Genomic DNA, 12,994 nt, shown 5'->3' on the forward strand with positions numbered 1-12,994 from the left:
TCAATTAAATAAGAAAAAGATATAGTGGTTTATTTGCGTAATCTGCGTAATTCGCGTTCTCTGTGTATTGGGCGGGTATGGCATGGGCGCCCATGCTTGGGAGATTGCGGGTCGGAGCCCGCAATGACAGACACAGAAAAAGGGCGAAAATGTTTCGCCCCTACATTATTTTTTCGGTCGCGACACGCCGCGACCGAAAAAATAGTTTGATTTTACTTCAAATAATCCTTCAGCGGAATAGTGGAGGTTTTTAATCCATCTACTATACTTTGTGCATTGAGCAACGCACCTTTCAGGGATGTATGTGTGTGGTCGTTCTTAAAGTAAGTCGATACCGTATCCTTATCCAGCTTGTCGAGTTTGGCGGCTGAAATGGCGTTCAGGTCGATATAATACGCATCTGTCTGACGGGCAGCTTCTTTTGTCCAGATGCCGTAGGTCGTTGTGTTGCGTATAATTTTGCCGTTATCCGTCCATTGATTACGTGGAATATGGCTGAGAACAATCGGTATAGCGCCTTTTTCCTTGGCATCCCTGATAAATTTGCGGAGATACCAGCCAAAAGTATAAATCACCTGATTTTTGCCGGTCGCTTCCATCCGCAGCACCACACTTTCCTCGCCCGTACCGTTCAGTACGCCGCGTGCAGGTTTGGTATTGGCAGGGCCGCCATCGTTGTGTCCAAACTGAATCAGCACAAAATCGCCCGGGCGAAGCGCTTCATATACCTTATCCCAACGACCTTCATCCAAAAAAGTGCGGGTGCTTCTGCCGGCCATCGCCTGATTATCCACCGTTATTTTATTTTCGTCGAAGAAGCGTTGAATCACACTTCCCCATCCCCACATGTCGTCATCGTTTTTATCGGCATTTCGTACCGTAGAATCGCCGATGGTGAAAAGCACGGGCTTGTTCCCAACCCTCTTCGGGCTGTCATAAGGCGCTTTTGCCGGTTTCAGGAACGAGGTCAGCGCCAATCCCTGGTAACTGCGGATGCCCGATGCAGCCGATTCGGCATTGACGTATGCACCAAAAGCGCTGGTATGAATGCCATCAAGGTAGAACATATATTTCACCTTTTCCGGCCCAAAAACGTCATACTTCGAGGCGCTAATATCGTTGAGGTCGATAAACGGAACGCCCATTTCATCGGCAATTTGTTTCGCCCAAACGCCGTGAGTAGTCGAACGGTTAAACTTCTTTGTTTCGGCATTGAACGAATTGCGCGGAGTGATAGACATCAGTATGGGATGCGCGCCTTTCGCCTTTGTTTCCCGTATAAATTTGCGCATGTATTCGCCATAAGAAAACACAATCCGCTTCACGCCTGTTTCCTGAACGGTAACAACAATCGAATCTTTGCTGATGCCGGGAATGGAAGCGCGCGCACGACCCGTATCGTATGGGCCGCTGTCGTTATGTCCCAGTTCCACAATCACCCAATCGCCCGGGCGAATGCCCTCAAGCACAGGTTGCCAAAAACTTTCGTAAAATGTCCGGCTGCTCAAACCGCCCAATGCGTGATTTTCGACCGTAATTTTATCCTGATCGAAGAAATCGCCGGCATAATATCCCCATCCCCATTGGCCGTTATCGCCATTGCCTTTCGTTCCGGTACGCATGGTCGAATTGCCGACTAAAAACAAAACAGGATTATCGCCCTTTCGAGACGAACCGGCTACCGGTCGGGCAGTCATCACAATATTCAGACTGTCGAGCGTGTTGTCCACCACCTTGTTCTCGTCTTCCAACGGGCGAGGTACTACCTGTGTTTGTTTCTTTTGCCCGGTTGTGTTCTGTGCATCAGCAGCAGGGCAAATCAGTGCAGATGCAAATAATAAACAAAAAATAGTTTTTTTCATGTACTGTAAAATTAAACAAAGTAACAATAATTAGTGTATGTCGTACAAATGTAAATAGTTTATCTGTCTTACTAAAGTTTTTTTGAAAAAAAGTTTCAGGTTTCGTAGGGGCGCGATTAATCGCGCCCCTACAAACAGGTTCAAAAGTAGGGTCGTGGCGTGCCGCGACTATTTTTATTTCTGTCATTGCGGGTCGGAGCCCATGGCAAACGCATGAAAATTTTTAGAACCACTATTACGGATGAGATTCCTCCCTTTGGTCGGAATGACTCGCCTGTTAGTGGTTTAAGGGATGAGGAAGTGGCGGCAAAGCCGCCACTTCCTCATCCCCTCTCCCCAAAAGGAGACCGTCATTCCGACCAAAGGGAGGAATCTCCTGCCCATATCAGCAACTTTACCGAAAGGCATAAGCAGTAAAACTTTTCAGTCAAGCCCGCAAAAAACAGTAGTTGGGAGTGAGGAGTGGTCGCGGCACGCCGCGCCCCTACTTTTTGATATAAAAGCTAAATTCCGTGTTATTCCGTTATTTCCGCGTTTTCCGTGTGCTGATTCAAACTAAGACAATTTACCGGGCTAGCGATATATTAACTCCGCCCAGCACCGTAAAGCCCGGCATGGGGTATCCGCTCATGATTTCGTATTTCTTATCAGTCAGGTTTTCGCCTTTTACAAAGAAATCGAGGTAGTTGACAGGGCGATAAGAAACCTTGGCATTCAGCAAGCCGTATGTACTCTTTGTTGATGTGGCGGGCGCTATGGGCGTAGCGGCTGTTATGGACGAATACACCTCGTCAACGAATTGGTAACCGGCGCTCATATTCCATTTTTGCAAATGATAGCTTGCCGAAAAAAATGCCTTGTGCTTGGGCGCATACAGCAGGGCTTTGTCCGTATCGAGGTAGGAATAATTGCCGTGCAGGTAAAGGTTTTTTGTCGCGTGCCAATTAACAGCCAATTCAATTCCGCGGTTGAGAAAGTCGCCGGTGTTGACGTTCAGCGGATGCAGTATCGTGGGAGGCTGCGGTGGTTGTACTACAATCAGGTTGCTGCCATCGGCAATAAATCCGGTGAATTCGGCTGATAAGCGTCCGTCAAGAAACTTCTGTTCAACCGACAATTCATAATTAACCATGCGTTCGGATTTTAGATTGGGATTGTGCGGTGGAAACAAATACAAATCCTTGATGGTTGGATTGCGGAATCCTTTTGCCACCGAGCCTTTTACGACTGTATTGCTGCACGGGCGGTAGGCAAATCCTATTTGCGGAATCCATTCGCTGCCGGCTACTTCGTTGTGGTCGAGGCGCAAACCGCCGTTCAGGGTCAGTTTTTCAAATAAAGTTTGCTGCACTATCAGGTATCCGGCAATTTCATAAATTGTGGTATCGACAACCGTTAAATCGGGACTTCCGTTCACAAATTCAGTCAGCACTCGTCCGCCGAAGCTTTTAAAATCAACCCCGGCAGTAATAATATTCCCCTCGAAAGGCCGGAAGTTCTGGTACAGCAGCGCTCCAAAATTCCGGTCATTTGAGTGGAAGCGAGTAGGTAGCGGAGAACCGCCATTTTTTAGATAGCCCTCATTTATTTTGTGTTCGCCCCAGTTATAGAACAGTTTTAATGCGCCGTCATTCTGTCCAGACCGGTTTTCGAGTGTGGCGGAAGCAACTCCTCGAAGAATGTCGGCAATATTATCAATCACCGGTGCGCTGATTGTTCCCGGATTCAGGGCTTTGTAGGATGCAATGCTCACATCGCCCCACAGCCTGATATTCTCCGAAAAATTATAGCCCGACCGTGCATAGCCATTCGTGATTTTGAAATCCGAATTGTCGCGGTGTCCGTCTGTTTGGTCGTGGTTGATAGAGACAAAACCATCGTATTTGCCTTTTCTCAGACCGGCATTGGCCATGTATTTCTGCGTGTTGTGCGACCCGTACATCAGCCGTCCGTTGGCATTCCAACCATCACGATTTTGTTTGCGGGTAATAATGTTGATAACGCCGCCCATGGCATTGCTCCCGTACAAGATAGACCCGGGGCCACGTATCACCTCCACTTTTTCCACATCCGAAGCCACGTAGGCATCGGGCAGGTGGTGCCCCATAAGCCCCATGTATTGTGGATGCCCATCTATCAAAACCAATACCTCGGTGGTGGGAGAACCGCCAACTCCGCGCATACTGATACCGCCCGATGCGCCCGACGATACGCCGAAGCCGGTTACGCCACGCTCGGTAATAAACATGCCGGGAATCCGTTCCGACAAAACCGGCAGCAAGGCCGATTCGCTGCTTTCTTCTATCTCGGCGCGGCTGACAACCGAAATGGTCATGGGCACATTGTTCCGGTTCACTCCGGTGCGTGCGCCTGTAACTACTACCTCGTTCAGGATAAGGGTATCTCTCTGTGCATTAGCTACTAACGAACAGGCAAACAGAAGAGCAACGGTAGATAAATGTTTCTTATGCATAAAAATTATCGTGTTATGAATTTATAAAATCATGTTACTGTATGGTTAAAAAAATAATTACCGGTTGTTCAGGTATTCGTCATCGGCCCGGGTCATAATCAACTTGCCGTGCAGCATTCCTTTCCGGGTAATTAATTTATCCGATAATTCGGTCAACCGGTACGATTTCCCTCTTACGGCAACAATGTCGAAGCATATTGTTTCGGAGATAAAAAAGTGCTGCACCGATAAAATATCCTGGCAATAATCTTGTTGGATACCGGCAATTTTAGCAATTAAATCGCGCTTGTTGGGGTTATATACCAAAATAATAGCGCCTGCAACAATGTTGTTGCACTGCCACTTTTTTTCCACAATGTTGCGCTCTATCAGCTGCCTGACAGCCTGCGAACGATTCGGAAAGTTGTTCACTAACACATAATTGTCCAAGGCCTCCAACAGGTCATTCTCCAACGATACGCCAAAACGTGATACAGGCATGGTGTTACTTTTTTACAAAATCGTGCACAAATATAGGTATAATTTTATTTTTAAATGCCTTATTAGTTGTATTTCTCGCACAAAAACCTTAATATTGTGGCTAGCTTTTTTATAGGGCGAAACCTTTGAAACAGGTACATTAATCTAACATCTTGAAAAAAAACTATGAGTAAATTTTTTTTATCAACAACTGCAACCCTTCTGTTGCTGGCTTGCAGTTCTTTATCTTGCGGACTTTGGGGGGCTCCCGGCGATAAACCTATCGACAGGGAAGCGCTTGTTCGCCGTCATTCGGTACATGTTACCTCGCTCGACCCCGAAAGCGCATTGACTGTGGGAAACGGCGATTTTGCCTTTACGGTGGGCGCAACCGGCCTGCAATGTTTCGAACAATTGTATTGGGAAAAAGGAATTCCCACCGAAACGCTTTCGGCTTGGGCCTGGCACTCGTTCCCCAATACCGAGGGATACCGCTTCGAGGAAACGATGAAGTTGTACGATTTTCACGGACGGAAAATCCCTTTTGCCGCTCAGGAAAAAACGCCTGCCGGACAGTATTACCGGATTAATCCGCATCCTGCCGCACTGGGTCAATTGTCCTTTATTTATGATGGACGCGAACTCGGCCCGGACGATATTGTGGAAATCGACCAAAGCCTCGATATGTGGACGGGGATAGTGTCGAGTTATTATGCGCTCGATGGAACGCCTGTTGAGGTGAAAACCGTTGCCCATCCCAATCGCAGCCTGGTTTCGGTAGCCGTTCGCTCCGAATTGCTTCTGACGGGAAAGCTGGAGGTTCGGTTTCATTTTCCGTATGCCTACAAGGCCAGCGTGAAAAACCGGCCGCCGCTCATTTGGGATCAGCCGGAAGCGCATACGACTGTTGTTGCCAAACAAACGAAGAATTCGGCGATTCTTTCGCGCCGGATTGATTCGTCGGCTTACAGTGTATCCATTGGCTGGAACGGGAATGCCAATTTGCTGAAGGTGGCTCCTCACGATTTTCGCTTGCGTGCCGAAGCCGGTAAAACCCGGTTGCTGAGTTTTTCCTGCGAATTTTCGCCTGAAGCAGTTGCTGAGGACAAATTACCCTCTTTTGAGGACACTCGCACGGCCAGCATAGAGGGCTGGAAGGATTATTGGACAAAGGGTGGGGTGGTTGACCTGTCGCTCAGCGCCGATCCGCGTGCGCTTGAGTTGGAACGCCGTATTGTTCAATCGCAATACTTGCTCAAGGTTAATTACGCAGGTAGTTTTCCGCCTTCGGAGTGTGGACTTGTTACGCCTACCTGGTATGGCAAGCACAATGCCGAGGTTTACTTGATTCACTCTGCTCATTTTTACCAGTTTGGACATGCCGAATTGCTCGAGAAAGGACTTTCGTGGTATCAAAAAATACTTCCGTTGGCCTTGGCCGATGCGAAGAGTACAGGTTGGGAAGGCGCCCGCTGGCCAAAAATGGCCGGTATTGATGGCCGACCGACACCGGGTGGAATCAATCCCTTTATTATTTGGAATTTTCCCAATCCTATTTATCTTTGTGAACTTGTTTACCGGGCAAAACCCACAAAAGAAACATTGGCGCAATACAAAGACATGGTGCTGGAATCGGGCAAGTTTTTGTCGTCGTATGCCACTTATGATAAGGCGAACGACCGCTATGTGCTGGGGCCTCCACTCAAAGCTTCGTCCGAAAATTCATCGGAGAGTGAAACATGGAACCCGACTTTTGAACTGGCGCTTTGGTACTATGGTTTGCAAACAGCGCAGGAATGGCGCATTCGCCTTGGCATGGAACCCGATGCACGTTGGGCGGACATTCTGAAAAAACTCTCCAAACCCACGGTGGTGGAAGGGAAGTACGTTGAATTGGAAACCGAACCGGATATTTATAAAAAACAGGGAGGCGTTCCTTCTTCCATGATATACGCGCTTGGTTATGTACCTGAAACGCCTCTGATAGACGTTGGTATTATGCGTGCAACATTCGACGAAGTAAACCGGCGCAGTCCGAACGGCCTCGACCGTTGGGTGAGCTGGGCAATGGGACAGGCTGCCAATACGGCTGCCCGTCTTGGCGAGAATGAAACGGCGGTGGATATTGTTACCAACGCAGCGCCCAAAGCCCGTTTTATGCCGCAAGGTTACGTTCGGCGTCCGGCAGAGCCCGATGGATGCCCGGCTTATATGCCGGTAAACAGTTCATTCCTCAACGCTATCGGATTGATGGCCGGAGGTTGGGATGGAGCGCCCGAAGGCGCCGCCCCGGGTTTCCCGAAGAACGGCAAATGGGTGGTACGCGCCGAAGGATTATGTCCGATGCCGTAACCCATCCCCGTAGGGGGGATCTAAAGCCTCCCCTACGGGGAGGTTGGAGGGGCTTTTAATTATATTTATTCACCAATTATACAAAAAGACATGAAAGTATTAAAATTAGCGTCATTATCGTTGTTCATTGTTTCAATGACATTGTTATTTACAAGTTGTGATAAGGGAAAATCGCTACTTATTAAGCAAACAGCCGAGGAAGTAAACAAAGCCTGCCCCATGTCGGTGGATTACATGACAACTCTTACAAGTTGCGAATTTGTCCCCGACAAAACATTGAAGTACAATTATACCGTAGATACGGAAGCAGCAGATTTGGGCGATTTGACTGAATTTAAGGAACAGTTGGAAATCATGATTGTCGCTCAGATGAAACAGTTGATGAATCAGGAATCGTCAAAGGCTTTAAAGCTGCTGGACCCGACTATTGTGCATAGCTATAAAAATAAAGCCGGCGAACTGATTACGGAAATAACCGTTACTCCCGAAATGTATAACAGTTCGGCTCCGGTTGCTCCATCAACGGAGGCTGATGTTGAGGAATAAATAAAATTTCCTACATTTGTCCTAGAAAACCGTTTAAATGAGAGTGTAGAGACGTGTCATCCCGTGCTTGACACGGGATCTCCTAACAGAGGTTCAAACATTCTGCCTTTGTTAGGAGATTGCGGGTCAAGCCCGCAATGACAAACTTAGAAAAAAAAGGTTTTAGCTACACTATCATTTAGATAGTTCCTTATTTTGATAAAAACCGGAAAATGAATAATTACGGATTTGTACGGGTTGCCTCGGCAATACCCCGTGTTAAGGTGGCCGATTGCGACTACAATACGGATGAGATAATAAAGCTTATAGCGGAAGCGGAGAAAAAAAACGTTTCAGTCGTTGTTTTCCCCGAAACTTGTATCACTTCCTATACTGCCGAAGATTTGTTTCATCAACGCCTGTTGCTTGATGAGGCCTTGTTGTCGCTGGACAGGATACGCCAAAAGTCATCGGCTTGGGATATTGTCGCAATGGTGGGTATGCCTCTCGAGATTGGCAGTAACCTGTATAATGTGGCGGTTGTTGTTCAGGGGGGTAAAATAGCAGGTGTTGTGCCTAAAACATTTCTGCCCAATTACGGCGAGTTTTACGATAAACGCTGGTTTAGTTCGTCGAGGGAACTCAACCAGAATACCGTTGAATTGTGCGGACAAACTGTTCCGGTGGGCATTGATATTATTTTTCAAACTCCCGACCTGAAGTTTGCCATCGAATTGTGCGAAGACCTTTGGACGCCTGTTCCGCCCTCCGGTATCCATTCGCTTTATGGCGCCGAAGTTATTTTCAACTTGTCGGCCAGCAACGAAACGACAGGTAAGCACCTCTATCGGAAAAATTTGGTCAGCCAGCAATCGGCGCGCTGTATAGCCGGTTATGTTTATGCCTCTGCCGGTAATGGCGAATCGACTACCGACCTTGTTTTCTCGGGCAGTAGCCTGATTGCGGAGTATGGACAGATTTTGGCCGAAGGAGAACGCTTCTCGTTTGAAAGCCAGTTGACTGTTGCCGATGTGGACGTTGACCGGTTGAGGAACGACCGGATAAAAAACAAATCGTTTACCACCTCCGAGTACGATAAATGGGGGAAGGCCAGCTACCGGATTATTAAATTAGCTGTGCCCGAAAAGGATAAAAAGCCGGATGAATTTCCGCTGAACAGATGGGTGAACCCTACGCCTTTTGTCCCGTCGCCTGAAGAATTGAACGAACGCTGCTCGGAGATTTTCGCTATTCAGGTTGGGGGCTTGGCCAAACGCTTGTTGCATGTCAATGGCTGTTCGGCGGTGATTGGCGTTTCGGGCGGATTGGATTCTACCTTGGCGCTGCTGGCGCTTGCCAAAACATTCGATAAGCTGCGTATTCCGAAGGAAAATATCACAGGCATCACCATGCCCGGATTCGGTACTACCGGACGCACCTACAACAATGCCATTGCCTTGATGCGCTCGTTGGGAGTAACGGTCAAAGATATTCCGATAAGGGATGCGGTGGCGCAGCACTTCAAGGATATTGAACAGGATGACGCCATCCACGATATTACATACGAAAATTCGCAGGCGCGCGAGCGGACACAGATACTGATGGATTATGCCAATAAGGTGAACGGCTTAGTCATCGGTACGGGCGATTTATCGGAACTCGCACTGGGATGGTGCACCTACAACGGCGATCACATGTCGATGTACGCCGTCAATTCGGGCATACCGAAAACCTTGGTAAAAACCTTGGTGAAGTGGGTTGCCGACACACAAATGGATGAAAATTCCAAAGCCGTTTTGCAGGATATAATTGATACGCCCATCAGTCCCGAACTGCTACCGGCCACCGAAAACGGGGAGATAGCACAAAAGACGGAAGATACGGTTGGCCCCTATATTCTGCACGATTTTTTCCTATACAATATAATGCGTTTTGGCTTTGAACCGAAGAAAGTATATTATCTGGCCAAACACGCCTTCCGGGGCGAATTTTCGGATGAAGTTATTCTGAAATGGCTGAAAGTATTCTACCGCAGGTTTTTCACCCAGCAATTCAAACGCTCGTGTATGCCCGACGGCCCCAAAGTAGGTTCAATAAACCTCTCGCCAAGAGGCGATTGGCGGATGGTAAGCGATGCATGTTATGCGCTTTGGTTGAAACAACTGGACTGATGTGTTGATGTGCTGATGAAAATAATGTGCTGATGTGCTGGTGTGTTGATGAAAATAATGTGCCAATGAGAATAATGTAGGGTCGTGGCGTGCCGCGACCATTTTTATTTTTGTCATTGCGGGCTTGACCCGCAATCCCCCAAGCGCGAGTAGAGTCTCCTAAATTTTGTTCCATACTCGGGAGATTGCGGGTCAAGCCCGCAATGACAAAATAAGGGTACAAAACAGGGGCTGTCTCGAAAGTATTTTTGAACGCGAATTACGCAGATTACGCGAATTATCGTAATTCATTTATTGTTGAAATTCAATTAGATAAGAAAAAGATATAGTGGTTTATTTGCGTAAATTTGTGTAATCTGCGTAATTCGCGTTCTTTTGAGACAGCCCCTTATTATTCTCATCAGCACATTAGCACATCAACACATCAGCACATTGTTTCACTGAGCATTCTCAAATTGCTTCAGGAAGCGTACATCGTTTTCGGAGAACATGCGCAGGTCTTTTACCCGGTATTTGAGGTTGGTTATGCGTTCAATTCCCATTCCCAGAGCGTATCCGGTATATACTTTGCTGTCGATGCCGCAGTTTTCCAGCACATTGGGGTCAACCATGCCGCAACCCAGAATTTCGACCCAACCTGTGTGCTTGCAGAACGGACAACCTTTGCCACCGCAGATGTTGCACGAAATATCCATTTCGGCGCTAGGCTCGGTAAATGGGAAGTAGGAGGGGCGCAGGCGTATTTTGGTGTCGGCGCCGAAAAGTTCCTTGGCAAAAAACATGAGTACTTGCTTCAGGTCGGCAAAAGATACGTTTTTGTCGATATACAGCGCTTCTACCTGATGGAAGAAACAATGGGCGCGGTACGAAATGGCTTCGTTGCGATACACGCGACCGGGGCAAATGATGCGTATCGGAGGCTGCTGTTTTTCCATGATGCGGGTTTGAACCGATGAGGTATGCGTGCGCAACAGTATTTCGGGATTGCGTGCGATGAAGAATGTGTCCTGCATATCTCGCGCCGGATGATCTTCGGCAAAGTTGAGCGACGAAAATACGTGCCAGTCGTCTTCTATTTCGGGCCCCTCGGCAATAGAGAAGCCGAGCCGGCGGAAAATATCGCAGATTTCCTTCTTCACCAGCGACAAGGGATGACGAGTACCCAGCTGCACAGGATATGCCGTGCGGGTCAGGTCGATAAAATCTTCCGAGGAATTGGTGTTCTCGAATGCATCTTTCAGTTCGTTGATGCGTTCCTGCGCTTTTTCCTTGAGCTGGTTCAGTTTTATCCCCAGTTCCCTTTTCTGCTCGGAAGCAACATCCCTGAAATCGTTCATCAAAGAAGAAATCTCCCCTTTCTTACTCAGGTATTTGATGCGCAAAGCCTCTATATCTTCGGCTTTTTCAACCTTGAGGCTCTCTATTTCGGCCAGTAGCTTGTTTATTCTATTAATCATCGTACCGATACTTTATCATTTGTTTTCAGCTGCAAAAATACATTTTTCTTTCCTAAAATAACATGCAATGCCCGAAAAATGAATAGACATACCGTTTATTTGATAATTAATGCCTGTTTTTGTTTAACTAAGATTTGGATTATAGAAAATAATCTTCTACTTTTGCAACCGCTAAACGAGAGATGGCGGGATAGCTCAGCTGGTTAGAGCGCATGATTCATAATCATGAGGTCCCGGGTTCAAGTCCCGGTCCCGCTACTTGAAAACAAGAGGCTTGCAAGATGTTGCGAGCCTTTTGTTTTTTTGTTTGCATGTAATTTGCATGAAAAGACGAGTTTTTTCCGTAGGTTTTAAAAGGAATTTTACCGGAAGATGTAAGTTTGTACATCTTCGCTTTGGAAGTCGGATAACCGTGTTCCCGAAGCAAATCAAGGGCGGCGGGGCATGTTATTTCAATTTTTCTTTGGCTTTATCGGTCAAATGATAACCGCCTGTTTTCGATGCACCTCGAAATTCAACAATTTCCTTTTTTCGCAGTAACCGAAGATGGCGTTCAACAGTTCTCAAGCTTTTATTAATTCGAGATGCAATTTCAACTGCATTTAATCCAGAAACATTTAGCAGGATATTAACAATGTCATTTACACCGTCATTTACACCGCCATTTACACCCTCACGGATAAGAATTTTTATTTTATCTGGCTGGTTTTCTTGTAAAAACTTCCTCTTTTAAGTTAAATATTGCCGAATTAAGGAATATTAGTACCCCCCCCCCCCAGTTAATTTTTATTAACAAAGTTAACAAGCCATTTATAAGTACTTTTGTAGCGAAACTAGATATATTCCTTTTTTATTTATATGAAATCTAACAGTACTACACAAGAGATCCTTATACAGGTGTTTCTAGCCTTGGTTATGATTGTTGTATTTGGCTCGTGTAACGGATATAAGCAACTCCCATATCTTAAGAATGCTTCAACAACCTCTCCCGAAACGTTATCAGAAATAGCTCAGGTGCATGAAGCCAAAATAATGCCCAATGATATATTGAGCATTACGGTCAACTCTACTGCTGCCGGGGCGGCAACAGATTTCAATCTGCCGCTTGTTCCCAGCGCCGTAAATACCGCAGTCCAAACTACGGTAAGTTCATCTAGCGGCGGAAGTGGAAGTTTACAGAACTATTTGGTAGATAAGGACGGGAAAATAAACTTCCCTGTATTGGGCGAACTGAAATTAAGCGGAATGACACCCAAAGAAGCTCAGGAACATTTGGTTTCACTCATCTATCCGCGCTACTTGTCCGAAAAACCTGTTGTGAATGTTCGCTTCGTTAATTTTGGAGTTTCTGTTTTGGGCGAGGTTGTCAGGCCTGGTATTTACAACTCGGCAAACGGACAAATGACTATATTGGATGCCTTGGCCGCGGCCGGTGATATGACCATTTATGGTAAAAGAAACAACGTGTTATTGGTCAGAACGCTCGAGAATGGCGAAATAACTACACATAGAATAGATATGCAGGACGAAAACCTGCTACAAAATAAGGAACTTTTTTACCTGCAACAAAATGATAAGTTGTATGTAGAAACAAACAGAGCGAAGGGGAATAACTCAAACTTCGGTACTTTTGAATCGATAAGCCTGTCGGCTATATCCATTGTAATTTCTGTAATAGCTATCTTAACTCGTTAA

10 protein-coding genes and 1 tRNA gene are annotated in these 12,994 nt (G+C 46.6%); 6 read left to right on the top strand and 5 right to left on the bottom strand.

From position 1 onward, the window contains the following. Window positions 1-212: 212 nt before the first annotated feature. On the bottom strand, window positions 213-1,862 hold the full coding sequence (locus tag ACYPWY_RS07495) for a rhamnogalacturonan acetylesterase (RefSeq protein ID WP_459684820.1): 1,650 nt from the start codon (window positions 1,860-1,862) through the stop codon (window positions 213-215). 213 nt (window positions 1,863-2,075) lie between these two features. On the opposite strand from ACYPWY_RS07495, the gene ACYPWY_RS07500 reads away from it, so the two are divergent. After that, complete coding sequence (locus tag ACYPWY_RS07500; RefSeq protein ID WP_459684821.1) at window positions 2,076-2,279, top strand: hypothetical protein; 204 nt, start codon at window positions 2,076-2,078, stop codon at window positions 2,277-2,279. A gap of 148 nt (window positions 2,280-2,427) precedes the next feature. Here the strand turns inward: ACYPWY_RS07500 and ACYPWY_RS07505 are convergent, their stop codons facing one another. Further along, complete coding sequence (locus ACYPWY_RS07505; protein WP_459684822.1) at window positions 2,428-4,335, bottom strand: TonB-dependent receptor plug domain-containing protein; 1,908 nt, start codon at window positions 4,333-4,335, stop codon at window positions 2,428-2,430. A gap of 57 nt (window positions 4,336-4,392) precedes the next feature. Next, entirely contained in the window at window positions 4,393-4,815 is a 423-nt protein-coding gene (gene nikR, locus ACYPWY_RS07510) for a nickel-responsive transcriptional regulator NikR (RefSeq protein ID WP_459684823.1), read from the bottom strand. A 165-nt stretch (window positions 4,816-4,980) separates the two neighbouring features. Between nikR and ACYPWY_RS07515 the strand changes: the two genes are divergently transcribed. The 3 genes from ACYPWY_RS07515 (at window position 4,981) to ACYPWY_RS07525 (ending at window position 9,842) form a co-directional block, all read left to right on the top strand. Continuing rightward, complete coding sequence (locus ACYPWY_RS07515) at window positions 4,981-7,146, top strand: hypothetical protein (protein ID WP_459684824.1); 2,166 nt, start codon at window positions 4,981-4,983, stop codon at window positions 7,144-7,146. 90 nt (window positions 7,147-7,236) lie between these two features. After that, window positions 7,237-7,692 (top strand): hypothetical protein, encoded by a 456-nt coding sequence (locus ACYPWY_RS07520; RefSeq protein WP_459684825.1) that lies wholly within the window; start codon window positions 7,237-7,239, stop codon window positions 7,690-7,692. A 212-nt stretch (window positions 7,693-7,904) separates the two neighbouring features. Continuing rightward, the gene (locus tag ACYPWY_RS07525) at window positions 7,905-9,842 is read left to right on the top strand and encodes an NAD(+) synthase (protein WP_459684826.1); all 1,938 of its coding nucleotides are present in this window, start codon (window positions 7,905-7,907) and stop codon (window positions 9,840-9,842) included. Window positions 9,843-10,279: 437 nt separating this feature from the next. Here the strand turns inward: ACYPWY_RS07525 and pheS are convergent, their stop codons facing one another. Beyond that, complete coding sequence (gene pheS / locus ACYPWY_RS07530) at window positions 10,280-11,299, bottom strand: phenylalanine--tRNA ligase subunit alpha (RefSeq protein WP_459684827.1); 1,020 nt, start codon at window positions 11,297-11,299, stop codon at window positions 10,280-10,282. A gap of 184 nt (window positions 11,300-11,483) precedes the next feature. Between pheS and ACYPWY_RS07535 the strand changes: the two genes are divergently transcribed. After that, window positions 11,484-11,557, top strand: a tRNA-Met gene (locus ACYPWY_RS07535). 189 nt (window positions 11,558-11,746) lie between these two features. Here the strand turns inward: ACYPWY_RS07535 and ACYPWY_RS07540 are convergent. Next, a complete protein-coding gene (locus tag ACYPWY_RS07540) occupies window positions 11,747-11,992 on the bottom strand; it encodes a winged helix-turn-helix domain-containing protein (protein WP_459684890.1) in 246 nt (81 codons plus the stop codon). 165 nt (window positions 11,993-12,157) lie between these two features. Here ACYPWY_RS07540 and ACYPWY_RS07545 point away from each other — a divergent pair, with 165 nt between their 5' ends. Further along, on the top strand, window positions 12,158-12,994 hold the full coding sequence (locus ACYPWY_RS07545; RefSeq protein ID WP_459684828.1) for a polysaccharide biosynthesis/export family protein: 837 nt from the start codon (window positions 12,158-12,160) through the stop codon (window positions 12,992-12,994).

This window comes from Viscerimonas tarda (genome assembly GCF_054601255.1).

What these genes read in the sequence shown, in the direction of transcription:
- ACYPWY_RS07515 (WP_459684824.1), top strand. Translation starts at nt 4,981, where the DNA reads ATGAGTAAATTTTTTTTATCAACAACTGCAACCCTTCTGTTGCTGGCT.
- nikR (WP_459684823.1), bottom strand. Translation starts at nt 4,815, where the DNA reads ATGCCTGTATCACGTTTTGGCGTATCGTTGGAGAATGACCTGTTGGAG.
- ACYPWY_RS07500 (WP_459684821.1), top strand. Translation starts at nt 2,076, where the DNA reads ATGAAAATTTTTAGAACCACTATTACGGATGAGATTCCTCCCTTTGGT.
- pheS (WP_459684827.1), bottom strand. Translation starts at nt 11,299, where the DNA reads ATGATTAATAGAATAAACAAGCTACTGGCCGAAATAGAGAGCCTCAAG.
- ACYPWY_RS07525 (WP_459684826.1), top strand. Translation starts at nt 7,905, where the DNA reads ATGAATAATTACGGATTTGTACGGGTTGCCTCGGCAATACCCCGTGTT.
- ACYPWY_RS07505 (WP_459684822.1), bottom strand. Translation starts at nt 4,335, where the DNA reads ATGCATAAGAAACATTTATCTACCGTTGCTCTTCTGTTTGCCTGTTCG.
- ACYPWY_RS07545 (WP_459684828.1), top strand. Translation starts at nt 12,158, where the DNA reads ATGAAATCTAACAGTACTACACAAGAGATCCTTATACAGGTGTTTCTA.
- ACYPWY_RS07520 (WP_459684825.1), top strand. Translation starts at nt 7,237, where the DNA reads ATGAAAGTATTAAAATTAGCGTCATTATCGTTGTTCATTGTTTCAATG.
- ACYPWY_RS07495 (WP_459684820.1), bottom strand. Translation starts at nt 1,862, where the DNA reads ATGAAAAAAACTATTTTTTGTTTATTATTTGCATCTGCACTGATTTGC.